General features: G+C 44.4%; 17 protein-coding genes, 1 tRNA gene and 1 rRNA gene. 7 read left to right on the forward strand and 12 right to left on the reverse strand.

Annotated features, from left to right (window positions below):
• Positions 1 to 159: 159 nt before the first annotated feature.
• Positions 160 to 1,284 (reverse strand): OB-fold nucleic acid binding domain-containing protein, encoded by a 1,125-nt coding sequence (locus V7O62_RS09400; protein ID WP_406656056.1) that lies wholly within the window; start codon positions 1,282 to 1,284, stop codon positions 160 to 162.
• 142 nt (positions 1,285 to 1,426) lie between these two features.
• Between V7O62_RS09400 and V7O62_RS09405 the strand changes: the two genes are divergently transcribed.
• Positions 1,427 to 2,062: an RNA 2'-phosphotransferase gene (locus V7O62_RS09405; protein ID WP_406656057.1), complete on the forward strand. Its 636-nt coding sequence runs from the start codon at positions 1,427 to 1,429 to the stop codon at positions 2,060 to 2,062.
• Here the strand turns inward: V7O62_RS09405 and rtcA are convergent, their stop codons facing one another.
• Together rtcA and V7O62_RS09415 are read right to left on the reverse strand one after the other, a co-directional pair.
• Positions 2,063 to 3,058 (reverse strand): RNA 3'-terminal phosphate cyclase, encoded by a 996-nt coding sequence (rtcA, locus tag V7O62_RS09410; RefSeq protein ID WP_406656058.1) that lies wholly within the window; start codon positions 3,056 to 3,058, stop codon positions 2,063 to 2,065.
• Complete coding sequence (locus V7O62_RS09415; RefSeq protein WP_406656060.1) at positions 3,055 to 4,428, reverse strand: FAD-dependent oxidoreductase; 1,374 nt, start codon at positions 4,426 to 4,428, stop codon at positions 3,055 to 3,057. Before V7O62_RS09415 ends, rtcA begins: the two co-directional genes overlap by 4 nt.
• 693 nt (positions 4,429 to 5,121) lie before the next feature.
• Here V7O62_RS09415 and dnaG point away from each other — a divergent pair.
• Complete coding sequence (gene dnaG, locus V7O62_RS09420) at positions 5,122 to 6,480, forward strand: DNA primase DnaG (RefSeq protein ID WP_406656062.1); 1,359 nt, start codon at positions 5,122 to 5,124, stop codon at positions 6,478 to 6,480.
• Positions 6,481 to 6,746: 266 nt separating this feature from the next.
• Positions 6,747 to 7,031: a UPF0058 family protein gene (locus V7O62_RS09425; protein ID WP_406656063.1), complete on the forward strand. Its 285-nt coding sequence runs from the start codon at positions 6,747 to 6,749 to the stop codon at positions 7,029 to 7,031.
• A 41-nt stretch (positions 7,032 to 7,072) separates the two neighbouring features.
• Here V7O62_RS09425 and rimI read toward each other — a convergent pair whose 3' ends face one another.
• The gene (gene rimI / locus V7O62_RS09430; RefSeq protein ID WP_406656064.1) at positions 7,073 to 7,546 is read right to left on the reverse strand and encodes a ribosomal protein S18-alanine N-acetyltransferase; all 474 of its coding nucleotides are present in this window, start codon (positions 7,544 to 7,546) and stop codon (positions 7,073 to 7,075) included.
• A gap of 28 nt (positions 7,547 to 7,574) precedes the next feature.
• Entirely contained in the window at positions 7,575 to 9,416 is a 1,842-nt protein-coding gene (gene arcS, locus V7O62_RS09435; protein WP_406656066.1) for an archaeosine synthase subunit alpha, read from the reverse strand.
• Positions 9,417 to 9,501: 85 nt separating this feature from the next.
• On the opposite strand from arcS, the gene V7O62_RS09440 reads away from it, so the two are divergent.
• Positions 9,502 to 10,884 carry an FAD-binding oxidoreductase gene (locus V7O62_RS09440; protein WP_406656067.1) on the forward strand — a complete coding sequence of 461 codons (1,383 nt, stop codon included), beginning with the start codon at positions 9,502 to 9,504 and terminating at the stop codon, positions 10,882 to 10,884.
• A 2-nt stretch (positions 10,885 to 10,886) separates the two neighbouring features.
• A complete protein-coding gene (locus tag V7O62_RS09445) occupies positions 10,887 to 11,945 on the forward strand; it encodes a (Fe-S)-binding protein (RefSeq protein WP_406656068.1) in 1,059 nt (352 codons plus the stop codon).
• Positions 11,946 to 11,962: 17 nt separating this feature from the next.
• On the opposite strand, the gene V7O62_RS09450 is transcribed toward V7O62_RS09445, so the two are convergent.
• The 7 genes from V7O62_RS09450 to V7O62_RS09480 form a co-directional block, all read right to left on the reverse strand.
• Positions 11,963 to 12,814 carry a hypothetical protein gene (locus V7O62_RS09450; RefSeq protein ID WP_406656069.1) on the reverse strand — a complete coding sequence of 284 codons (852 nt, stop codon included), beginning with the start codon at positions 12,812 to 12,814 and terminating at the stop codon, positions 11,963 to 11,965.
• A 150-nt stretch (positions 12,815 to 12,964) separates the two neighbouring features.
• Positions 12,965 to 13,861, reverse strand: coding sequence for a hypothetical protein (locus V7O62_RS09455; RefSeq protein WP_406656071.1), 897 nt, complete (start codon positions 13,859 to 13,861; stop codon positions 12,965 to 12,967).
• A gap of 115 nt (positions 13,862 to 13,976) precedes the next feature.
• A complete protein-coding gene (locus tag V7O62_RS09460) occupies positions 13,977 to 15,779 on the reverse strand; it encodes a YgiQ family radical SAM protein (protein WP_406656072.1) in 1,803 nt (600 codons plus the stop codon).
• Positions 15,780 to 15,845: 66 nt separating this feature from the next.
• Positions 15,846 to 16,481, reverse strand: a complete 636-nt coding sequence (locus V7O62_RS09465) for an MBL fold metallo-hydrolase (RefSeq protein ID WP_406656073.1) — start codon at positions 16,479 to 16,481, stop codon at positions 15,846 to 15,848.
• 27 nt (positions 16,482 to 16,508) lie between these two features.
• Complete coding sequence (locus V7O62_RS09470) at positions 16,509 to 17,267, reverse strand: TatD family hydrolase (RefSeq protein WP_406656074.1); 759 nt, start codon at positions 17,265 to 17,267, stop codon at positions 16,509 to 16,511.
• Between the two features lie 185 nt (positions 17,268 to 17,452).
• Positions 17,453 to 19,624 (reverse strand): methyl-accepting chemotaxis protein, encoded by a 2,172-nt coding sequence (locus tag V7O62_RS09475; protein WP_406656075.1) that lies wholly within the window; start codon positions 19,622 to 19,624, stop codon positions 17,453 to 17,455.
• Between the two features lie 509 nt (positions 19,625 to 20,133).
• On the reverse strand, positions 20,134 to 21,672 hold the full coding sequence (locus V7O62_RS09480; protein WP_406658280.1) for a 2-isopropylmalate synthase: 1,539 nt from the start codon (positions 21,670 to 21,672) through the stop codon (positions 20,134 to 20,136).
• Positions 21,673 to 22,319: 647 nt separating this feature from the next.
• Between V7O62_RS09480 and V7O62_RS09485 the strand changes: the two genes are divergently transcribed.
• A 16S ribosomal RNA gene (locus tag V7O62_RS09485) occupies positions 22,320 to 23,794 on the forward strand.
• Positions 23,795 to 23,879: 85 nt separating this feature from the next.
• Positions 23,880 to 23,952, forward strand: a tRNA-Ala gene (locus V7O62_RS09490).
• Positions 23,953 to 23,989: the final 37 nt, after the last annotated feature.

Genomic DNA, 23,989 nt, shown 5'->3' on the forward strand with positions numbered 1-23,989 from the left:
CGGTTTAGGAATCTTGAGTAGAAAACAAGTAAAGTTGATTTGTAGCCTGCAGCATCAGGATAAAAATGCAGACTAATTTATGTGCTGCTAATGTACTTATGAAATAATAGCTTGAAACATCCTCTCATACAGGATGTTTCAATGGAAAACAATTGCCTTTTACAGAACTACTACTCTGGTCCTGTTACCTGCACTCAGCTCGATTTCATCATTGAATCCTGATTTGGAGAAGGCGTCGATGATCTCTATTTGGGTATCGATGTCAAGTTCGTCTACCAGCAGTGCATGGTCTCCCCAGAGTGCAATTCTTATCCTTCCGCTATCATCCGAAACATAGATATTGGAGACCATGTTTACGGTACCATCATCACGGGTGAACTCTCGAAGTTCTCCAAGGCCCGATACCGAACCTTTGACGGAGTATGATTCACCGGGAATTATGTCGGATATGGAAGTGAAATTCTCAGAATAACTAACTTCTTCATCTATTTTTTTCAGAATAGTGCGGCTTCCTACCTGCACTTCCACTTGCTGGTTAAAATTATTCTCTCTTGCGTAGGCGTTGATAATCTCAACGGCATCATTTGTTTTCAATTCAGATGCAAGCTCTGTTTTCTCATCCCAGAGTGTGACCCTTATTTTTCCGGTATCATCGCCTATTGTGATATTTGAGACCCTTCCCTCAGTCCCATCCTTGCGATTGAAAGTCCTGACATCGGAGATATCCAGGACCATACCCTTAAGATTCAGGTCTCCCATCCCATTTTTCACATCCTCTATTTTAGTAGAGGCTACAGAGGCTTCAATCTTCTCATCAGTTTCACAGAGGATGCCATTGTTTCCAATGTTTACCTCAACTCCGGAATAGCCTTCTTTTACGTAACCACTTATCTGGAAACTTTGTCCGATCTCAATATCCCCGGTTTTTACAAGATCTGCCTTATCATCCCAGAGTGTCAGGCGTATGGACCCTGTCTCGTCTGCGACTATAAGGTTTGCAACCCTTCCAACCGTGCCATCGTTGCGGTTGAATTCCTTTGCAGGGAAAACTGACATTACCTTTGCAATGATCCTGACGTTTCCACTTTCCGGGGTAATATCTGCAATTTTCTGTGAAGGACTATCAGTCTCGTTGACTCCCAGGTCATGTGCCACCAGCATTGCTGCGGTTCTCATATCGCACAGCCCACTCATCTGGTCTACTTTTTCGTCAACCTTTTTCTGGAAGTCTTCCTGGCTGATGATGCCTCCAAGTTTGTTGTATATCTCGATAACTTCGTCCATGTTAATACCTGAAAGACTTAGATGTGCTATTTATCTTAAATCCTTTGTTCTTTTTCAGAGTTAGCAGTTAATTTTAATTTTATGATTGAATCTCTTCTTTTTGACAACTTATATTAATTATAAGATATATCTGGAAGATATCATGATCCGTAAATGTAAACAGCATGGGTACTTCAGGGGTGATCTATGCCCTGAATGTGATGACGAAGGACGTTATGTGCTGGATGATGAGAGGGAAGAGCGGCTTGGAAGGTTTGTCTCCGGTTCACTTAGACACTTCCCGGATGATGTCGGCCTTGAGATGGATCTTCAGGGATGGGTCGATATGGATATCCTGTGTGACATCATGAAAAAACGCTATAAATGGGGTACCATGGAGCGTCTGGTCTCTCTTGTGGAATCGGACAAAAAAGGTCGTTATGAGATAGACGGATCTTTCATTCGGGCGCGTTACGGTCATTCAGTAGAGGTAGACCTTGTTTCCGATTATCCTGAAAACGATCTTCCGTACCTGTACTATGGAGTCAGTCAGGAAGAAGCTGATATGCTGCTTGAAAACGGCATAACCCCTGTGAGGCAATGCTACGTGCATCTTAGCACATCACTGGATAAAGCTATGAGAGCTGCTTCTATACACACGGAGAATCCTGTGATTTTCGAAATAGATGCTGTATCAGCTCAGGAGAATGGTATAGATATCGTTGTTGTAAACGATGACATAGTCCTTGCAAAGAGCATACCTGCCGAGTATATCAGCATTAAGGAATTCGGGGAATAATCATCTAACACAGATAGTCACAAGACCATCTGCTTTTTTTATGTCGAACTTTTCATCAAGGAATTGTTCTGTCACCCATATATTTGTCTCTAAATGGCCGGTCAGTTCCGTAGTTGTGAAAGAACCATCCCCTGCAAGTCCCATGAAAGGAATTAATTGGTCGGCAAGATGACAATCAACAGCTGCACCTGATAACATGCTTGCAGCTATCTCATTTGCAGCTTTGGTTCCTACTTTTTCTGCAGTTAATCCTTTTTTTCCGAGTGCTGTGGAGCCCATGAAACCCGACCACAAATTAATCCCGCTTCCGGTGGAAAGGTACTTCTTGTTTTCCTGGACTATGTTGCAATCAAAGCCTTTTTCCTTCAGGACCATTTCTGCTGATTCTGCCTGTTTTCTAGCTACATTTTCGGGCAGGTTCGAAGCATGGGATATTCCTGATATATCGCACTCTTTCCGAAAAAAATCATATCCTGTAAGTTTTGCGGGTTCAATTGTCAGTCTGGCAAGTCCTCCACCTTTCGGATAATAACCCCTGTCAATGGTTTCCAAGCTGGCGTTGTAGCCCATATGGGACAAAGCTTTGAGAGTTACATTTTTTAAGTAGTCCGTAGACGGTGACCAGGCAACGTCTGTTCCTCCCTTAATCCTGAGATTGAATTTTTCTCTAGAAGCAGAAGCAGCAGGCATTATACATTGAGCCAGGAGTGAAATACTTCCTGCAGTGCCAATATCTATTATCGCATCTAACCCCCTTATTTCCACTGGAGAGAATGTAATCTCTGTAGAGCCGGGTTGAAGACCTTCGACTTCCGCTCCACATATTAGGGCGGCAGTTTCAATTGATTTGAGGTGCTGGGCCTTTAATCCCGGATTTGGACGATTCTTGCGTATGTTCCTTATGCTAACCTTCTCTCCGATAACCGCCGAGAGAGAGACTGCAGTCCTGAGTATCTGGCCTCCTCCTTCGCCATAGGAACCGTCTATCTTTATCACTTTTTACTTCCCGGTATTTTTTTGTGAGCACCCTGTGCTGCGAATGTCAAGGGATCGACGAGCATGGACAGTGGTGGAGTATAACACGTTTCAAGGTTCAGGAGCTCATCCAATGTTGTCTTTTTCCTTATGGCAAGTGAAAGTCCGTCTATTCTTTCCTTGACACCTTCTCCTCCGATTACCTGTGCACCTACGAGTATTCTGTTACTAAACAGCAGTTTTATGAAAATCCTGGTTGAACCCGGAAAATATCCTGCTCTGGTAGTGCCTGTGGCAAGTCCGCTCACTATGTCTATTCCATGTTTCTTAGCTTCCTTGCTTGTGATCCCCACGGTTCCGACCTGCAATTCCCCGATAGCTCCTACCCATGGATTGACGATGGGACCAAAAGGAGTTGGTTTGGACACAAGATTGTTACGTATGACACCGGCCATCCTTCTCGCAGTACTTGCAAGCTGGCTGATCATCGGTGTGCCTGTTACTAAATTTTGCAGTTGGACGCATTCTCCTCCGCAGTATACATCCTGATCATAGCCTCGATCTGTTTTTGCCTGCAAGTACTCATTGGTAATGATGCCACCGGTTATCCCAATTTCAATTCCGGCATCTGAGGCAAGCTTTATTTCGGGATCTGTGCCCGTGGAAATTATTACAGTGTCCGCAGGAAATTCCTCTTCACTTATAGTTACTGATTTGACTATGTCTTCGCCATTTAGGGCCCGGGGTGCTTCGCCTGTAATAACATTCACTCCCATCGATTCGAGGTGCTCCTGGACTATATCGGCCATGTCGGGATCGATATTATGTGAAAGCAAAGAACTACCACGATTGATCAGAAGTGTTTTCACTCCTTTTTTTGCAGATGCGATAGCAATTTCAACCCCAATGCCTCCTCCTCCTATAATAACTACGTTCTTCGCACTTTCAAGAGCTTTATCTATTTTCATTCCGTCTTCAAGGGTTCTTAGTGTGAAGACATTCTTCAGATCATCTTTCGGTTTCAGGTTGTCGGGCACCGCAGACCTGCCACCTGTAGCGATCACGAGTTTGTCGAAATGGTGTTTCTCTCCCTTTGTAACTACCGTGCGCTTTTCAAGGTCAAGAGATTTCACTGTGGTATTCAGTCTCAGGTCAATCCCCATTTCCCTGAAAAAGTCTTTTTTTCTCAGGATGAGTGACTGAAAATCCTTTATTTCCCCGGAGATCACAAAAGGCATTCCGCACTGGCTGTAAGCTGCATGGGAGTCGGATGAGAATATTGTAATATCATAATTGCCATGACGTTTTACGCTTGTTGCCACCGCCAGGCCAACGGCTCCTCCTCCTACGATGATCAATTTCTTTTTGTCTGATTTTCCTGTGCTGTGCATACAAATCTGAATTTTTTTATATGTGGGTACTCCACTTCTCTTGGCTATTAACTAAATAGCTTGCGTATTTTATGTGTGTATCAGTCAAGATTGCTTGTGTTATGTGTTTGAACGTCTGCTTGACGGATACCCATAAGTTTATAAGACTATGGATTATATTGTCATATGTAACCACATTTGGTTGGTTACGTATAAAACTTGATATGAAATCAAGGTCACAGAAATGTTCTGGTGTAACGAACATTTCCAAATAATGCAAATATAGTTTAATCATAATTCATTATTCATTACATGTAAAACCATATCATACAGATAAAAGGAGAGCAGGGAAAAATAAAGTGCAAGGTAGAGTACTAGTTATCGGGATTTAATCAGGGATTTGGAAAACTGCTGACATGTCCGTATTGGATATTGAATGATTGCCATAAGGACCACGTTGCATATTAAATTAATGGCGTAATGTAGGGCATTTAGCAGGTGTAGTTTAGCAATGGTGGCTAATACTTCAATTTAATAAGTCCTAAGTTATATTTTAGAAGATGGGTGTCCCTTTCCTGATATTCATATGTATTCTTTGTACTGTCTGCCTCTGTACATGTACCACCTACATGTGATGTTAACAGATTCTACTATTTTTGCATTGAATGAAGATTTGAGGCATCTTCAAATATATAAAACCTAAGGAGAATTCAAATGCAAAATGCAGATACTACAAAATATATCATTCATTCTAAGATTAATGCTGACGGGATAATTGAACGTCCTGATATAGTAGGAGCTATCTTCGGTCAAACCGAAGGACTTCTGGGATCGGATCTTGACCTGCGTGATCTCCAGAAGACCGGGAGAATCGGAAGGATCGAGGTTGTTGTGAATGCAAAGGGTGGTAAGACCAGGGGTACGATTCTCATCCCTTCAAGCCTGGACAGGGTTGAGACTTCAATTCTGGCTGCTTCTCTGGAAACTATTGATCGGGTAGGTCCTTGCAGTGCAAAGATCGAAATAACACAGATGGAAGATGTCAGGGCAACCAAAAGGCATCAGATCATAGAAAGAGCAAAGTTCATTCTCACAGGCATGTTTGATGAGAACCTTCCTGAATCCCAGGAGATCGCAGATCAGGTGCGTCAGTCCGTAAGGGTTGAGGAAATGCAGTATTTCGGTAAAAACAAGATTCCTTGTGGTCCTGCTGTGTTTGACTCGGATGCTATTGTAGTTGTTGAGGGGCGGGCAGATGTTCTGAATCTTCTTCGCTACGGCATAAAGAACACTATATGTGTTGGAGGCACCAATGTTCCTCCTGAGGTCGCAGAACTCACAAAGAAGAAAGATACGGTTACTGTATTTACCGATGGTGATCGTGGCGGCGAGCTCATTGTCAAGGAAATGGTTCAGATAGCTAATGTTGATTATATTGCGCGTGCTCCTGACGGAAAGAGTGTTGAGGACCTCGTACAGAAAGAGATTGTGCGGTCTTTGAGGCAGAAAGTCCCTGTAGAGCAGGTGATCGATAAGTACAGCACCAAGGAATCTGAAGAGAAATCCGGAAGAGTGGCACGTTTGCCCAAGAGAAAAGATCGGAGAGGTTCAGAAGTTAAAAGGGTAACTCCGCCAAAAGTTCAGAAGGTCGGGGCTAAAGAGGCCTCTCCTGCTACTGAGAGATCCAAGACGTCTAAGAGGGTGTCATCCCGTGAAAGGGCAAAGTCCAGGGAAACAGAAGAAAAACCTGCAAAGAGAGCTAAAGAAATCACAAAGCCGTCTCCTGCAAGTGCTAAATTTAAGCCCCATGCAACTGATCTTCTGGGTACTTTCAGCGCACGCTTCCTGGATGGAAAAGATAAGGTTGTAAATGAGACAGCTGTGAGAGATCTCGTAAACACTCTCAAGGATTATGACAGCGAAGTGAAGACTGTTGTTTTTGACGGTGTTGTTACCCAAAGGATTCTGGACATCGCAGCAGACAAGGGGATTGAGAATCTTGTTGGTGCAAAGGTCGGAAGTGTTACAAAAAGGCCTGCATCTGTAAAGGTTTTCACCGCTGATGCCCTGTAATTTTATTTAAGAGTGCTTGCCTGCAAGCACCACTACTTTTATTTTTATGACTATTTTTTAATGTGCATGTTACAATCTTCCAATCATCACGATTAATAATTGGAATCTTTTCGAAAAATTTATATACCAAAACATGCCCCTCCTTTCCGGGGGAAATACCTTTATTTTGAGATAATAAACTATATTGAGGTACAAAATTTGGACTGTGCGCAAAAACATGGTTCATTTTTATTATCGATTGTCGTTACTCAGGTTGGTTGGTTGGTATGCATAAAGATGAACTTATACAGTTACATGCTCTGATGGCTCAGATTAAAAAACATTTCGAACACATGGGAATCGAGGAAGAATTCAGTGAATATAATTCACTGGCCATAAGTCCTTTACATGTCCACAGAAGTAAGGCTGAACATAAACACGCCATATTCGTGCTTGGAAATGACCTTGCATCTGTTCTCTCAAAAGATAACTTATCGGGTTTTGGAGGCACTTCTTCGAGGATGCAGGAACTTGCCCATCGAGCCAGTGCGAGACTTGTTAAAAGCAGCTAAATGCTGTTCCTACCTCTTAGGGCAGTGACTTCATGATCTGGTCACCTGCTGAGGATCTGATCTACTGCTGTTTTTGTATCAGGGGAGAGTACTTTCTTCATTATGATAGCATCTTCCCCATCTGAATAATAGCCATGTTCGATCCAACAGGGAATGAAATCCATTTTTCGGTAAAGCCTCTGTGCTTTGGTATTGCTGATCCTTACTTCAAGGCTTGCATATCGAAGTGCTCTCTTTTTGAAAATTTCATTTATGGCATTGAGCAGATTGGTGCCGATACTAAAACCCCTGAAACCATCCCTTACTGCAAGTGAAAAAATTCTTCCCTCGCTCTCAGACATCTGGTAGCCAGCCACAAAACCCGTAACATATCCGTTGTTTTCGGCCACAAGAAAACAGTCATTATTCATCTCGTAAAAATTCATATAGATGAATGGATTGTGTTCTGCAAAAGCTTCTGATTCGATCTCCAGTACTTTTCCAAAATCTTGCGGCTCGAAGTGTCGGACTATCATGACTTAAATATCACCCCAAACTACTCTATTATTCTACTTTTTTAACATGACGGAGGTCTATTGCTACTCCACGCCCGGACTCCTGCATTTCTGTTCCGCTCATTGCAGCCCTGCCGACACAGGTAGCTTTTTCCCCGCTTACAAACACTTCATCACCGGGTCTTATCAAAGGATCAGCTTTTGTCACACCCGGTGCAAGTAAAGACCCTCTGGGTACAAAATCGTCGATTTTTACCACGTATCTTCTGGAGGATATCATTATCTCAGCACCTGCAATGGTAAGGGCAAGCGTGCCATACTGGGGTATAAGGGTAACTAGCTGTTTTTTCCCAACGAATATCTGGTACTTTGGAAACGGTCCTTTTATAATAGAGTTTTCAGGAACAAGTAGCTCTCCGGCACCTTTGCCGAACTGGTAGTCTGCAAGACAGCGCATCATGTCTTTCTTCCGCTCTTCTACATTGCGCGTTCTTCCCGTACTGTATTTTGAAACTTCTTCTTTCAATTTCTTTAATGAATCCGGGGATGTAACATTGCCGGTACTTGTGAATATTATCTCTGTTCCAAGTCGTTCAGACACTATTTCACATATCTGCTTATAGGCATCCTCTACATGTGCAATGATGGTACCGTAGTTATTCTTTTGAAGGTATCTCTCAAGGCAACCTGCAACCCATTCCTTTTCTTCTGCATCCCAGTAGCCTGTGACAGCGGTATCGTAGTGTGCTGCCGGATATGTCAGTTCCAGTTCCCTGGGTACAATACCTATTGGTGATGTGATTATCATTTCATGGACATATCGGCGGTTATTTCCAATTGCATTGATGAATTTCCAGTGGGAATTCGAAGTGGAATATGGTTTCTTTGCGGAACAGGGCAGCAGTACCAGCACATCTGCCCTTGGAGGTGTATAGCGCTCCTGAACCCTTTCTGCAAACCTTCTTATCTCCGCCCTGGTGAGTGATTCACTACTGTTTGCAAGCATCTCGTTGGATCTGGCTATAGGGCTCCTTTCTTCCAGGTAATCGTATTCATCATCTGCCAATCTTAGAAGTGCGGTCAGCCAGGGTCTTGTCCTGCATTGTCCTTCAACGTATTCCCGCAGCATACCAGCACGTATTTTTTCTTTTACAAGGGAAATCTCAGCTTCAAGAGTGTTGATGTTATGGCGTTCAAGGATTTTTGCACGCTTCCTTTTCTCCATTTCTTTAAGCTCTGCGGCACTTGTGCAAGCACATGCTTCGCACCTGCATGGAAGTTCGGCAAGCGAATCAAGGTAGAACCTGCCTGCTGTTGTAAGGTACATGTCGCTGTGAGCTGCGACAAGGGCTCTTGTGTTGTCAAGTATGTCTATTCCAAGGTAGACAAGCATGGCAAGGTTCTCGGGAAGACAGATGTTAGGAGCGTAAACTGCACTATCCGGGGAGACATTCTTTTTCAGGTCAAGCAGGTTGTTGAAGAATTGCCTTGCATTGTTCTCAAAACAGCCGGCACCTTCCAAAATATACATGTCCCTTCCGTCTGGCTTGCAGCCTGGCCTGTATACAATTCCTGTGGCTCCTCTGATATTTAAATCAAGTTTGGAAGCAGCTTTATTTTTAATGTCTTCCGCTACTTCAGGAGGATAGGACTGCTGAGGCAGGATTATCAGTGAGTCTTCCCCGTTTTCATCTCTGATCCTGTTAAGCTCTTTTTCTGCTTCCTCGCAGGAGTCCAGCTCCCATAATGACCCTGCATCTACTATAAGGCTGTTTTTTGAATTCAGGGTCTGTGTGTCTAAAATAAAAGGGGTCTGCTTAGTCTCTCCTATGAGCATTTTCCCGATCCGGGCCGCTCCATCACGTTGCAGTACCTCAAAGTATCGTGTCATTGCTGGCTAAATGGTGTAGGTAGATGTAAAGTTTTGCCTTTACCAACAAGTATAAATCCTTCCCTTTTATTTAAATACTGATTTCATGCAAAATACCGTTCTACTTGAAAAGTTGCAGGGAATAGTTGGCAAAACGAATGTCTCAACTTCAACTGCAGACCTTTATTGTTATTCATGTGATGCTTCCCAGATACGGGGAATGCCTGATTTTGTAATCAGGCCGGACACCACCGAGCAGATATCAGAGATAGTTAAACTTGCTTATGACAATGAGATTCCAATAACTCCAAGAGGTGCAGGCACAGGTCTTGCCGGAGGAGCAGTGCCCGTCGAGGGCGGCATAGTACTCGATATGTCATCCATGAAGCGAGTCCTTGATCTGGATCTTGATAATCTCCAGATTGTTGTGGAGCCTGGTATAGTCCAGGAAAAGCTGAATGCTCACCTGGAGCCTCATGGTTTCTTTTTCCCTCCGGACCCGGGAAGTTCTGCAATGTGCACCCTGGGAGGGCTCATAGCAAACAACGGGAGTGGCATGCGTTCTGTAAAGTACGGCACTACCCGCAACTATGTGCTTGCTCTTGAGGTGGTGCTGGCCGATGGCACTGTGATAAATACAGGTTCTAAGACCATGAAATCGGTTTCAGGCTATTCTCTGACGGACCTTTTTGTAGGTTCGGAGGGTACGCTCGGGATCATTACCAAGGCAACATTAAAAGTACGGGCCCTTCCAAAGGAACGCTCAGTCTTGCTTGCTTCTTTTGAGAACCCGGAACTTGCAGGCAAAGCAGTAGTAAAAGTATTGTCTTCGGGTATCGTCCCTTCTGCCTGTGAGATACTTGACAGCAATATAATACAGGCAATAAATGCTTATGATCCGCATATTGGTCTTCCTAAGGCCGGAGCCATCCTGCTCTTTGAGGTAGATGGTACTGAGAATACCGTACGTGAAGGTATTGTGATGATAGAAGATGCCTGCAAATCACTGGCAACAAACATCAGGGCCGCGGCCAACAAGGAAGAACGTGATGAGATATGGGCTGCCAGAAGGCTCGTCGGGGCAGCGGTCTCACGCCTGGACCCCATGCGCACCCGTGTATACGTGGGTGAGGACGTAGGTGTGCCCATAAAGGAAATACCCAGGATGTTACACAAGGTACGTGAGATTTCAGACGAATTCGGTCTTCCGATCATGACATATGGTCATATTGGCGATGGGAACCTCCACACAGGTATGTGTATCGACGTGCTGGAAGATGGTGATTGGGATAAGCTTAACAGGGCGGCCGATAAGATTCATCTCACGGCAATCGAGATGGGTGGCACTGTTACCGCCGAACATGGTGTTGGTGGTGCAAGAGCGGATTATCTTGAACTGGAGCTTGGGAAAGCCCTCGATGTAATGATGATTATAAAAAAGGCCCTTGACCCCAAGGGAATATTGAATCCTGGTAAGATGGGGGTCTGAGTATGGCTGGATCAGATATGCGTTCACTACTGAAATGCGTCCGGTGCGGTACATGTCGCTCGGTTTGCCCTGTCTTTGATGTAGTCGGCTGGGAATCTTCAAGTGCCCGTGGACGAATGCTTGTGGCACATGGTGTCTCCTTGGGACTTGAAGCCGATAAGGACGTGCTTAACAGCCTGAACATGTGTACTACCTGTGGACTTTGTGAGCAACTTTGCCCGTCAGGAGCAGCTCCTCCAAAAGTCATCGAGGATACGAGACGCCAGCTCGTTTTGCATGGGAAGATGACCGAGGCACAAAAGGAACTGGCTGACAAGGCAAAGGAACTTGGCAATCCACTTGGGGAGGAAAAAGACAGGATGGCCTGGCTTGGTGATTCTGCAAAGGATGCCAAAGAAAAGGCTGATTATGTATTCTTTGCAGGCTGCCTGGGGTCATACAGATATCCCGAGCTTACAAAGAGGACCTTTGACATACTCAAAAAGTTCGATGTTACTGTACTTCAAGAGGAGGTGTGCTGTGGTTCACCTCTTATGAGGACTGGCTCCGATCCTTCCAGGCTTACCTCAAAGAACCTGGAGCAGATCAAAAAGACTGGTGCACACACTGTAATCACTGGCTGTGCCGGATGCTACACAGCATTGAAGAACGATTATCCCGAAGAGCTTAATGTTATTCATGTCTCCGAATTCCTGGCGGACCGCCTGGCCGAAATGGACCTGAATAAACTTGACCTGAAAGTAACCTATCATGATCCCTGTCATCTTGGAAGGTGCAACGGCGTCTTCGATGCACCAAGGGAGATAATCAAGAAGGTGTCCGACCTCAAAGAGATGAAGAGTAACCGCGAGAAATCAAGATGTTGCGGAGCCGGTGGCGGTGTCCTGAAGGGATATCCCGAGCTTTCGCTGGAGCTCTCAAAGAAAAGGCTCGAGGAAATACCTGAAGGTGTGGATTATCTCGTTACGTCATGTCCTCTATGCAGAACAAATCTCAAGCGTGGTGAGCCGAGGGTTGAAGTGCTTGATATCATAGATCTGCTTGAAATGGCTATGGAATAGTCATTTCGTCTTTAGTTTCAGCGCTGTGCTCTTTTTATTTTTCTATTTAATACCAGAGCGACCAGTGTACAGGTCCAGCCAAATCCCGGAAGCAGATTGCTTTGGTCAGCATTACCTTCCCTTTCTTCTGCTTCTGTCTGTAGGCTCTCTACTTCGGGCTCTTCATATCCATTCATCTGCCTGAGTTTTTGGTAATCGATGTTGAGTTTCCTGCTCACAAGGTATGTTGGATATCTTCCGCCGTCGATGTCAGCTCCTAGGGCTTCATAAATGATGGCAGAACCATCTTCTGACCAGTAAATCTCATAAATAGCTGCCCTGTCCCAGTCCATGGGTGTATCCTTTGTGCTCTCCTTGTAGAAGGGAAGCAATTCCCTGTGGAGCAAGGTGTTGTTGTGGACTGAGCAAATGTCAATGACATACTGGCCGTTTCTGCAATCCTCTGAGAATACTATCCTTGGTGCGGCGTACATTTTACTGTCAGGAGAAAATGCAACAGCGTAGTAGCCCATTGTAATTATATTCTTGATGTTCGTCTCGGTCTGCCCTATGGTGTTGTTTATGACAAAATCCTCAACCCCCACGCCGTTGGTAGAATCCAATGCTTTCTTGTAAACGCTATAATTGCCATCCGGACTGGTGGTTGTCCGTGGTGTCAGTCTGTAATGCAGACCTATTTGGGAGTGTTCTCCATCTTCGCTGTACACAACTATCTGATGAGCTTCAATGCTGTCCGGATTCGTGTATGAATTTGAGTAAAAAAGATTTTCGTTGATATTTTCATCGATACTGATGACCGGGCTGGCTGTGGAAGAAGATGTCTGGATGAAAAGTATTAATAGGCTAATCAGTAGTAACTTGTATTTCATTTGCATTACTCACATTTTTGTTTAATAAATATGCATTTGAAATACAGTTAAAACATATATCTTAAAAAGATAACGATTATGTCAGGGAATCATTATCTTTTCCTCATCTCTTTTTTCTTATCAACATGATTTGGGGCTGTAAATCTTCTTTCAGGGTTTACCTCCTTTCCATTTCCTGACGGCAAAAAGAGCAGCTACAGCAAGCAATGTCTCAAATCCTGGCGTTGCTACGGCTTCTGTATCATCCGTGGATGTGTTCTCTTCTTCCTGTCCAGTTGATAGGTTATCCAATGCCTGGTCCTCGGACTCGTTAACCGCTTCAGTAAATTCTGCCATAGGGTCAACATATCCGTTCATCTCCCTGAGCTGGGTGTAGTTGACATTGAGCTGGTTCATGGTCAGCGTTGTAGGGTAAGTTCCTCCGTTGATGTCAGCTCCAAGGACTTCATAGACGATAGTAGAGCCGTCCCATGACCAGTAAATTCCATAGATGACTGAGAGGTCCCATTCCATTGGCGTATATTTCGTGTTTTCTTTATAGAAAGGAGTAAATTCCCGATGCAGCAGTTCGTTTGTTTCCGTTGAGACAATATCTATGGCATACTGGCAGTTCCTGCCATCATCACAGGACACAATCATCGGTGCAGCATACATCTTGCTGTCAGGAGAGAAGGCGACTGCGTAATAGCCCATGGTGGCGACACCGGGTATTTTTGTCTCACTGCCTGTCAGTTCATTAGTGATAACATAATCCTCTATGCCCATGTCGGAACCTGTGGAAACAGCTTTCATGGCAACTGTAAAGTTGCCGTCCGGGCTGAAAGTCTCTCTTGGTATCAATTCGTCATGTATCCGTATCTGTGAATATTCTCCGTCTTCGTTAGCTGCCATATCATGAGCTTCTAAACTGTCGGGATTCGTATATGCGATAGAATCAAAATCCTCTTCACTTATGTTTCCGTCCACGCTTATTACAGGACTCCCCATTGCAGCAGAAACATGGAAAAGAATAAAAAGCAAGCTAACTAACCCCAATTTAAATATCATGTGTGTACCTCCCACTTCCATAAACGTACACTATAAGCTTGTGCAATCAAACTTAAAAGATTAACGATTTCTCCCACTCTATTTTTTGGGATTTGATAAGGGAGTTCTTCCTTATCTACCAGCAGCTTTTGCCTTTCTTCTTCCGGCCAATGAGGCAGTTCCAGGTGTTACCCACAAGATCAAGCCTGTTGGTGCGTTTAAGGCCTTCATAGACGAGATTATAGTTTGCTTGCTCTTTATAATGCAGCATGGCTCTCTGGATACTCTTTTCTTTTTGAGAAGTAGCTACGTAGACTTTCTTTCCGCTGAAGGGATCTATCCCTGTGTGAAACATGCATGTTGCAGAGGTCATGGGTGTGGGCGTGAAGTCCTGTACCTGTTTGGTGTACCGGCCGGTATCTCTGATGTATTCTGCAGTCTCGACCATATCCTTAAGGGTGCATCCCGGATGGCCTGACATGAGGAAAGCCACAAGGTATTGGTCTTTGCCAATTTTCTTGTTTATTTTCCGGTACTTCTGCTCGAATTTCTCAAAAATTTCCCTGTCGGGCTTTTTCATCACATCGGTTACATGATCACAATAGTGTTCAGGTGCAACCTTCAATTGTCCGCTGACATGGTGGGCACACAGTTCTTCCATGTATTCTTCGTCAAGCAGTGCAAGGTCATAGCGTACGCCGTAACCGACGAATACCTTTGAGATGCCGGGCAGCTCTCTGAGCCTGCGCATTAGTTCTATGAGTTTCTTATGGCTGGTGTCAAGGGAAGGACAAGCCTTAGGATAGATGCAGGCTTTGTTCTTGCATATCCCTTTTTCTTCCCAGTTTTTGCAGTCCATTCCATACATATTGGCAGAAGGCCCTCCAAGTCCGTTGATGGTGCCTTTGAATCCTTTCATATCCCTGAAGCTTTCTGCTTCCCTGAGTATGGAATCCATGCTACGGCTGCGTATTATTCTTCCCTGGTGCAGGGCAATAGCACAGAAAGAGCATGCTCCAAAGCATCCTCTATGGGTATTAATAGAGAATTTTACCATGTCCAGGGCAGGAACTGGCTCTTTGTATGACGGGTGTGTCTCACGGGTGAACGGAAGCTCGTATACATGATCCAGCTCTTTGGTTGTCAGGGGGCGCATGGGCTTGTTCTGGACTATCACGGTTTTTGGGTGGACCTGTATGATTGCATGGCCACTTATGTGGTCCTGTTCCTGGTATACTGTCCTGAATGTTTTTGCATAGAGTTCCTTGTTCTTTGAGATTTCTGAATATGGTGCAATCTCTATGCGGTCCCTGAGAAGTTCTTCCCGGTTTGCTTTCCAGGTTTTGATATCTGTCTTCCAGACAGTTCCGTCTATATCGGTAATATCCGAAACAGGTATGCCTTTGTCCAGTCTGTCTGCGATCTCTCGTATCTGGAGTTCTCCCATGCCGTAAACAAGGATATCTGCAGGTGCATCTGCAAGGATGGATTGGCGTACCTTGTCAGACCAGTAATCATATTGTGCAAAGCGACGCAGGGATGCTTCAATGCCGCCGATGATCCGGGGAACATCGGGATACGCTTCTCTCAGACGATTGGAGTAGACAAGGGTTGCCCTGTTTGGACGCAGCCCTGACTTATTTCCCGGAGAGTATGCATCATCGTGTCTTAATCGCTTTGACGGGGTGTAATTACTGACCATTGAGTCCGTATTTCCTGCACTGATGGCGAAAAACAGGCGTGGCTTTCCAAGCTTTTTGAAGTCTTCTACATCGTCCCACTTGGGTTGTGCAATAATACCTACTCTATAGCCTGCATCTTCCAGTACCCTGCCTATGATGCTGATTCCAAAACCGGGATGGTCAACATAGGCATCGCCAGTGACGATTATAATATCGAGTTCATCCCAGCCCTTTCTTTTTGCTTCTTCAAGGCTCATTGGGAGAAACTTCAAAGAATCAGTTTTATTGCCTTTTTTATTCTTTTTATGTTTCATGATGCGTCCTTAGAGTATGCTTCTGGACATGTTCAGAGATAAATCAATTTGTCTGTTTACATCATTTGAAGTGACTTCTCCATGCCCCGGGTAAAGTGTCTTGACATCAAGCTTCACCAATTTACTGATGGATTCGGTTAATTCAGAGGAGTTTCCTCCTTGAAAATCCGTACGTCCAATGTTTCCGTTGGGGAACACTGTATCTCCTGAAAAGAGGCTTTTAGTTTGTGCTTCATACAGGCAGATCCCTCCGGGAGTGTGTCCGGGGGTGTGAATGACTTCAAGTTCCTCGTCATCTCCTATGGGTATTCTGTCTCTCTCTTCAAGTAACATGTCAGGTTCAATGGATGGTGCCCGGTGTCCGAACATGGCGGAAGCGCTCATGTTGTCATTTTTCAGAAAAGGCTCATCTTTTTTGTGAATTGCTATCTTTGCACCACTCAGACGTGCAATCTCCTGTGCCGATGCCGTATGATCATAATGGCAATGTGTGAGTATGATAAGTTCAAGATCTTTTATCTCTATGCTTTCTTCGATTGCTGCAATTAGACCTTCAGTACTCATTCCTGTGTCGATGAGAATTTTTCCATTGATGAGATATGAGTTGGCATCGTAAAGACCGATGTTGAAATGTTTGACCTGCATGTTTATTCTCCTTTAAAAGGAATAGATTTAGAGCCCAAATGCCCTGCGGGTATTTTGCATTGTCGCCATGGCTACTTCAGCTTCATCAGCTTCATTGAGCTGTGCTATCACCGGGACGGAATCACATACAAATGCCGGCTCGTTCCGGCCTTTTCTTGGTGAAAGGTAGGGGCTATCAGTTTCAATAAGCATATTTTCAAGAGGCAGGTTCTGTGCTATTTTCTTGTGGTGTTCTGAAAAGCAAACCAGAGTTGGGACCGATATGTAGTGTCCTGAGTCAACTATTTTTTCCATAGTCTCAAGTGAGCCACCAAAGCAATGGAAGACTACTTTGTTCAGTTCCTTGCTCAATTCAAGTGCAAGTTCCTCTCCATCTCTGCCATGTATCACCAGGGTCTTGTTGTACCTGTCTGCAATTTCGATGACCTGTTTGAATACAGCTTCCTGCCGTTTTCTTCCGGCATCCGTCTTACAATAATAAAAATCAAGCCCTGCTTCCCCGATTCCAACGGCTTTGTCTATGTTGCGTTCCATCTGTGAGAGTATTTGTTTTATTTTCCCGTCATTAGAATTGGGTACCATTTGGGGACTGAGTCCGAGGGTTGCATGGATAAAATCGTATTTTTTGGCCAGTTCAAGGGAGTCTGCATTTGTTTTGTAGTCTATGCCGGAGTTAATCATTTCAATTACACCGTTTGCTCTGGCCCTCTCTATTGTCTCATGCCGGTCTTTGTTGAATTTTGAAAAATCGAGATGACAATGGGAATCTATCACTTCATAACTCATATGCATTCAATTCTGGTCCTGGTATTTAGGTATGACCTGTTTTATGAATTGGTTCAAAGAAAAGTGTTTCGAAAAAAGAGCATAAATGAGCTTGTGATTTAATCATTCAGCTTGAAAAATAATAGGTTGATACAGCTGTTTTGAAGAGCTGTATCATGTTCTTTTTTTGCCAAGGAACCCAACTATTATACAAGTAAGGATTCGGATTTTGGTAAGTGCATTTTGTCTTCAGCTATTGCACTGGCTTGTTCCTTGTTTTCAGTTAGTGTAGTTTCTTCATTGCTTCCTTCTTCTAATTTGAATGTAGAAATTACTACCTTTAGTTTTTCGGCCATGCCTGCGAGAACCTGTGAAGACTGTGCAAGCTCTTCAATTGAAGCGGTCTGCTCCTGGACTGATGCCATTGTTTGCTCTGTTCCGGCAGCAGATTGTTCTGCTACTGCAGACACCTCTTCAACTGAGGACGTAATCTCTTCTATTGAAGCAGACTGTTCCTGTGCGGCAGCCGCAATATCCTGAACCATATTTGCAATTGTATCTCCTGCGACCACAACTTTATCGACAACATTGGAAGCCTCATTGAGTGCTTCTGCACCTTCTGATACTTCTTCGGAACCCTGTTGCATGGAAGTCACTGCATTGGCAGTACCTTCCTGTATTTGGCTTATAAGGCCTGCTATCTGTTTGGCGGCATTGCCTGAATCTTCTGCAAGTTTTCTTACTTCATCCGCAACAACTGCAAACCCATGCCCATGTTCGCCAGCTCTGGCTGCTTCAATGGCAGCATTCAGTGCCAGCAGGTTGGTCTGGTCTGCAATGCTGGTAATAAGATTAACTATTTCTCCTATTTCCCTGGATTTGCTGTCAAGATCCATTATGACCTGAGATGATTCGGAAGACGCACTTTTGATGCTCTCCATCTTGTTTACCAGGTCTTTGGCGACCACTCCAAGGTCGTTGATCAGCTCATTGGATTCTTTGGCAGTTTCGGCTGCCTTTTGAGAATTATTTGCAACATCCTGAACTGTCCGGGTCATGTCAAGCATTGCCTTTGCTACTTCTTCAGATTTAGTAGATTGTGATTGTGTACCTTTGGCTATCTCTGAAATTGAATCTGAAATCTGATTTGCTGATGCTGATATTTCTTCAGATGCTGCTGAGGTCTCCTCTGCAGTGTTGGCAAGGTAGTTGGAGCTATATCTGATGTCCCCTATTAGCTTCTTAAGATTGTCTGTCATTGTCAGGAAAGATCTTGATAGCATTCCAATTTCATCATTTGAATCATTTTCAATAGAAACTGTCAAATCTCCGGAAGCTATTTTTTCGGCAATTTCTGCTATCTCTTCTATTGGCTTTGTGATGGAGCGGGAGAAGTAAAATGCAACAATTGAAACAACGATGATGGCCACAAGAACACTTATTGCATATATGTTTCTGAGAGTTGAGACTGCTGCCAGGGCTTCCGCCTCATCTATTTCTGCCAGAAGTACCCAGTTAAAATTATCAAATTCTATGCGGGAGTAAGAACTAAGGACTGTTATTCCCCGGTAGTCTTCAAATGATTTTGTGTCTTCTCTGCCGGTTAATGCTTCCGTAACTCCTAGTGTGTCGATTTCTTTGTTTAGTATTGTTGAGTCTTGTTCAAACCTGGAGTCTGATCTCATTAACCTATCCTGTCCTACAAGATATGTCTCGCCTGATTCACCAAGTCCGCTTTTCTCGTTCATGATTGCATTAATTGCATCAGTAGACATCTGGAATGCAAGCACACCTATTAATTCACCGTCTTCAAGTATGGGGCCTGCAATGAACATTGCAGGTTCATTGGATGCTTCATACATCTCCATATCTACATATGATATCTTATTCTTGCCCAGTTCATATGCATCGGCAAGGCTCGTGTCACTGTATTTCCCGGTTTCGAGGTTTGTTCCCATATCCGCTTCTTTTGCAGCCGTGTAGACGATGTTCCCTTCAGTGTCTATTAAAAATATGTCATAATATCCATATTCTTCCAGATAATGGTTGAATTTCGGGTCGTACTTTTCATTGAGGTTTTTCCAGCTTTCACTGTTGGTTCCTTCCTGGAAGGCATCTGAAAAAAGAGGAAGACTTTCTGTTACCAGGGGATTTTCAGACAATATTGATAAATCTCCTTTTCTTTCTTCAAAGTAACTCTCGATTTGAGATAATTTTATTGCTTTTACAGCAGTCAGCTTAGCAACTGATTCTTCTTGAAGTGCATCACTGGCTTGTACATAACTTATTGATGCTACCGATAAAAGCGGTACTATGCTCAGAACAAGCATAATAGCAATTAGTTTTTTTCCGATTTTCATATTTTTTAATAAATTCATTGCAAAACCTCTTCCTAACCATGCAATTGAATTTGCCATTTTTCCGGGTGATATACGAGGCAAACATCATCATAGCAGCAATTGCACAACTTCTTCCAATATATATTTAATTTTATATATATGTTTTTTGTATATTTATTAATTAAATTACTTTTTTGGGTAACCTAATTCAGAATTATGTATTTTTATTTTTAAGTAAATGCTCAATTATTTACTGAAAAATGAATTTATTATGCACTCTTCAGAATAGCGTCTAATGATGCCTAAAATGAGTTGATTTTTATAAAAGCAACAATTTCATTGTGGTATGATAGAGTAGTTTGTCAAACAAACTTTAAAGAAATAATTGGCAAAATATTGCTACAAATTATGTTTTGATACTCTTAACTTGCAAAAGTAATATATTCTGCTCAATATAGCAACAAATGAACTAATTGTCAAAAAAAGGTTATAATCAATAGTTGAAAGATAGTAAATGAAGAACCGTGAAATCACGGTCCTATACTTGCTTACTCTGTGTTCTGAAGTTTCTTCTTTTCCAGAAGTATGTTGATGGCAGCGATTAGGGCATCCACGGATGCGGTAGCAATATCTGCACTGGCTGATTGTGCACTGACGATGCGACCTTTTTCATCCTCTACGGATATGGTCACTTCTGCAAGGGCATCACTTCCGCCGGTTATGGCCTCAAGGCTGAAATCACGTACTTTGACCTTGGTATATCCACCAATCATTTCTTCTACAGCTTTGAGGGTAGCGTCTATCGGTCCTACTCCAAAGTTAGAAGCAACAGCTTCCTCATCACCTATCTTTGCTCTGACAACGGCTGTTGGTGTTGTGAGGTTCCCTGTCATTACGGAGAATTCCTTCAGCATGATGGTTTCATGACCAAGGTTTCTGCCAAGGACTGCTGATGCAACCGCATGCAGGTCCGCATCACAAATACGCTTTCCCTTGTTAGCGATATCCTTTATTCTGGAAAGAATCTCCTCGAGTTGCTCATCAGTTGTCTCGAATCCCATCTCATCAAGTGATTTCTTGACAGCGTGCCTGCCGGCGTGCTTCCCTACAACAATGCGGCGCTTGTGACCTACCATTTCGGGGGTCATTATGCCGGGTTCAAATGTGTCAGCATTTTCAAGAACTCCATGTGTGTGAATGCCTGACTCGTGGGCAAAAGCGTTGTCGCCAACTATTGGTGTATTGGGTGGAATGTGGATACCTGTATAGTTCTCAACCATCTTTGAGGTTTCAAGCAGGTATTCTGTTTTTATGTTGGTTTTTGCACCGTAGATTGAATGGAGGCCCATTACCACTTCTGCGAGATTTGCATTGCCTGCACGCTCTCCTATTCCGTTTACGGTGCATTGGACCTGGCTGGCACCTGCTTCAACGGACATAAGGCTGTTAGCTACTGCAATTCCAAAGTCATTATGGCAATGTACATCGATGGGGATGTTCACTTCATTGTGTATTCCCTTGATGAGGTTATACATTCTTGATGGCGACATCACGCCTACAGTGTCAGGAACATTGATTATGTCGCAGCCTGCGCCTTCAACAGCTTTGAAGATATTCATGAGGTAATCTTCATCTGTTCTTGTTGCATCCATTGCGGAAAACATGCATTTCACGCCATGTTCCTTTACTCGTTCCACAGCATCTACTGCCATTTTCAGGATTTCTTCTCTGCTCTTCCTGATGGTGTGTATCCTCTGGATGTCAGATGTTGATACAAAAGTGTGTACCATATCTACTCCTGAATCTATGCATGCGTCCAGATCTTTTGGGAGGACGCGGGCAAGACCACAGACATCAAGGCTGAGGCCTTCGCTGGCAATAGCTCTTACATTCTGCTTTTCTCCCGGTGAAGATATCGGGAAACCGGCTTCGATAACATCTACGCCGAGTTTGTCCAGCTGTCGTGCAATTTTGAGTTTTTGCTCGTTTGTAAGAGATACGCCAGGTGTTTGTTCACCATCGCGCAGTGTAGTGTCAAAAATAGTCTTGCGTTTGTTTACAATTGGTTCATCGCTGTAAAAAGCGATCCCTCAGTTCGACAGTTGAATTCATATTAATCAGTTCCGATTATGATTGATCATATAAAAATTCTCCGCTAATGTATATGTGATTTTGCATTGCCTGTGAAACTTAGAAATGCTTAAGCAGAAACTATTTATAGCAGGGTGTGCTTTTAGGGGTGCTCTCGCCGGGAAGAATGGCGCACTGGTGCGCCAGAAAATGATTTCTGGGAGATGCACGATTGAGGTATCAAATATTTCAATTGACACATTTATCAAAAGCTGACAATCTTTGCCTTTCATTGTTCGAAATGAAAAGGTATATATACGATTGCAGCCTTTGTGAATCTCCGCGCGTCCGCGTGCGGAAATGACTTCGAGAAAGATGCGATCAACTCCTTCGGCCAAGCCGGTCGGAAGGTATATATACGATTGCAGTCTTTTAGGGGTCCTCGCGAAATGCGAGAAACACTTACAATCACCGCCTTATTATGTGGAGGCAGGAGTTATTTCCTGTCTGACGTTGGATTTGGCAGTTCGGTTAATTCTGACCGGTAGTGTATTATATACTACAATAAGGAATTAACCAAACTATGTGCATAGGAAATTCTCTCAAATAGAATTCTCCAATCGATTCCTTAAAATGACTTCCAAAACTTTGTGTGTGATCAACAATTCTGGTTGATCCTGCCAGAGGTTACTGCTATCGGTGTGCGATTAAGCCATGCGAGTCAAATGTTCTTCGTGAACATGGCGTACTGCTCAGTAACACGTGGATAACCTGCCCTAAGGTCCGGCATAACCCCGGGAAACTGGGGATAATTCCGGATAAATCATAGATACTGGAATGTTCTGTGGTTAAAAGCTCCGGTGCCTTAGGATGGATCTGCGGCCTATCAGGTAGTAGTGGGTGTAATGTACCTACTAGCCGACGACGGGTACGGGTTGTGAGAGCAAGAGCCCGGAGATGGATTCTGAGACATGAATCCAGGCCCTACGGGGCGCAGCAGGCGCGAAATCTTTACAATGCGGGAAACCGCGATAAGGGGACACCGAGTGCCAGCATATTATGTTGGCTGTCCATATGTATAAATAACATGTGATAGCAAGGGCCGGGCAAGACCGGTGCCAGCCGCCGCGGTAACACCGGCGGCCCGAGTGGTAATCACTATTATTGGGTCTAAAGGGTCCGTAGCCGGTTTGATCAGTCTTCCGGGAAATCTGACAGCTTAACTGTTAGGCTTCTGGGGGATACTGTCAGACTTGGAACCGGGAGAGGTAAGAGGTACTACAGGGGTAGGAGTGAAATCTTGTAATCCTTGTGGGACCACCAGTGGCGAAGGCGTCTTACCAGAACGGGTTCGACGGTGAGGGACGAAAGCTGGGGGCACGAACCGGATTAGATACCCGGGTAGTCCCAGCCGTAAACGATGCTCGCTAGGTGTCTGGGATGGTGCGACCGTTTCAGGTGCCGCAGGGAAGCCGTGAAGCGAGCCACCTGGGAAGTACGGCCGCAAGGCTGAAACTTAAAGGAATTGGCGGGGGAGCACTACAACGGGTGGAGCCTGCGGTTTAATTGGACTCAACGCCGGAAAACTCACCTGGGGCGACAGCAATATGTAGGTCAGGCTGAAGGTCTTACCTGAATCGCTGAGAGGAGGTGCATGGCCGTCGTCAGTTCGTACTGTGAAGCATCCTGTTAAGTCAGGCAACGAGCGAGACCCGTGCCCACTGTTGCCAGCATATCCTTCGGGATGATGGGTACTCTGTGGGGACCGCCGCTGCTAAAGCGGAGGAAGGTGCGGGCTACGGTAGGTCAGTATGCCCCGAATCTCCAGGGCTACACGCGGGCTACAATGACCGGGACAATGGGCTCCTACCCCGAAAGGGGTTGGTAATCTCATAAACCCGGCCTTAGTTCGGATCGAGGGCTGCAACTCGCCCTCGTGAAGCTGGAATCCGTAGTAATCGCGTTTCAATATAGCGCGGTGAATACGTCCCTGCTCCTTGCACACACCGCCCGTCAAACCACCCGAGTGAGGTATGGGTGAGGGCACGGATTTTGTGCCGTGTTCGAACCTAAATTTCGCAAGGGGGGTTAAGTCGTAACAAGGTAGCCGTAGGGGAATCTGCGGCTGGATCACCTCCTAAGCAAGATAGGCACAAAGTCTATCACCACTAACCGGTCAGAAATCGAATAACTGTCAAATCCATCAAACAAGCGGGACGCTCAAGGGCTTGTAGATCAGTTGGAAGATCGTCGCCTTTGCAAGGCGAAGGCCCTGGGTTCGAATCCCAGCAAGTCCATTTAAGTGCACCAGGCAAGTAATTTTGCCCGGGAAGG

It is taken from the genome of Methanolobus sp. ZRKC2 (assembly GCF_045291185.1).
GTDB lineage: Archaea > Halobacteriota > Methanosarcinia > Methanosarcinales > Methanosarcinaceae > Methanolobus.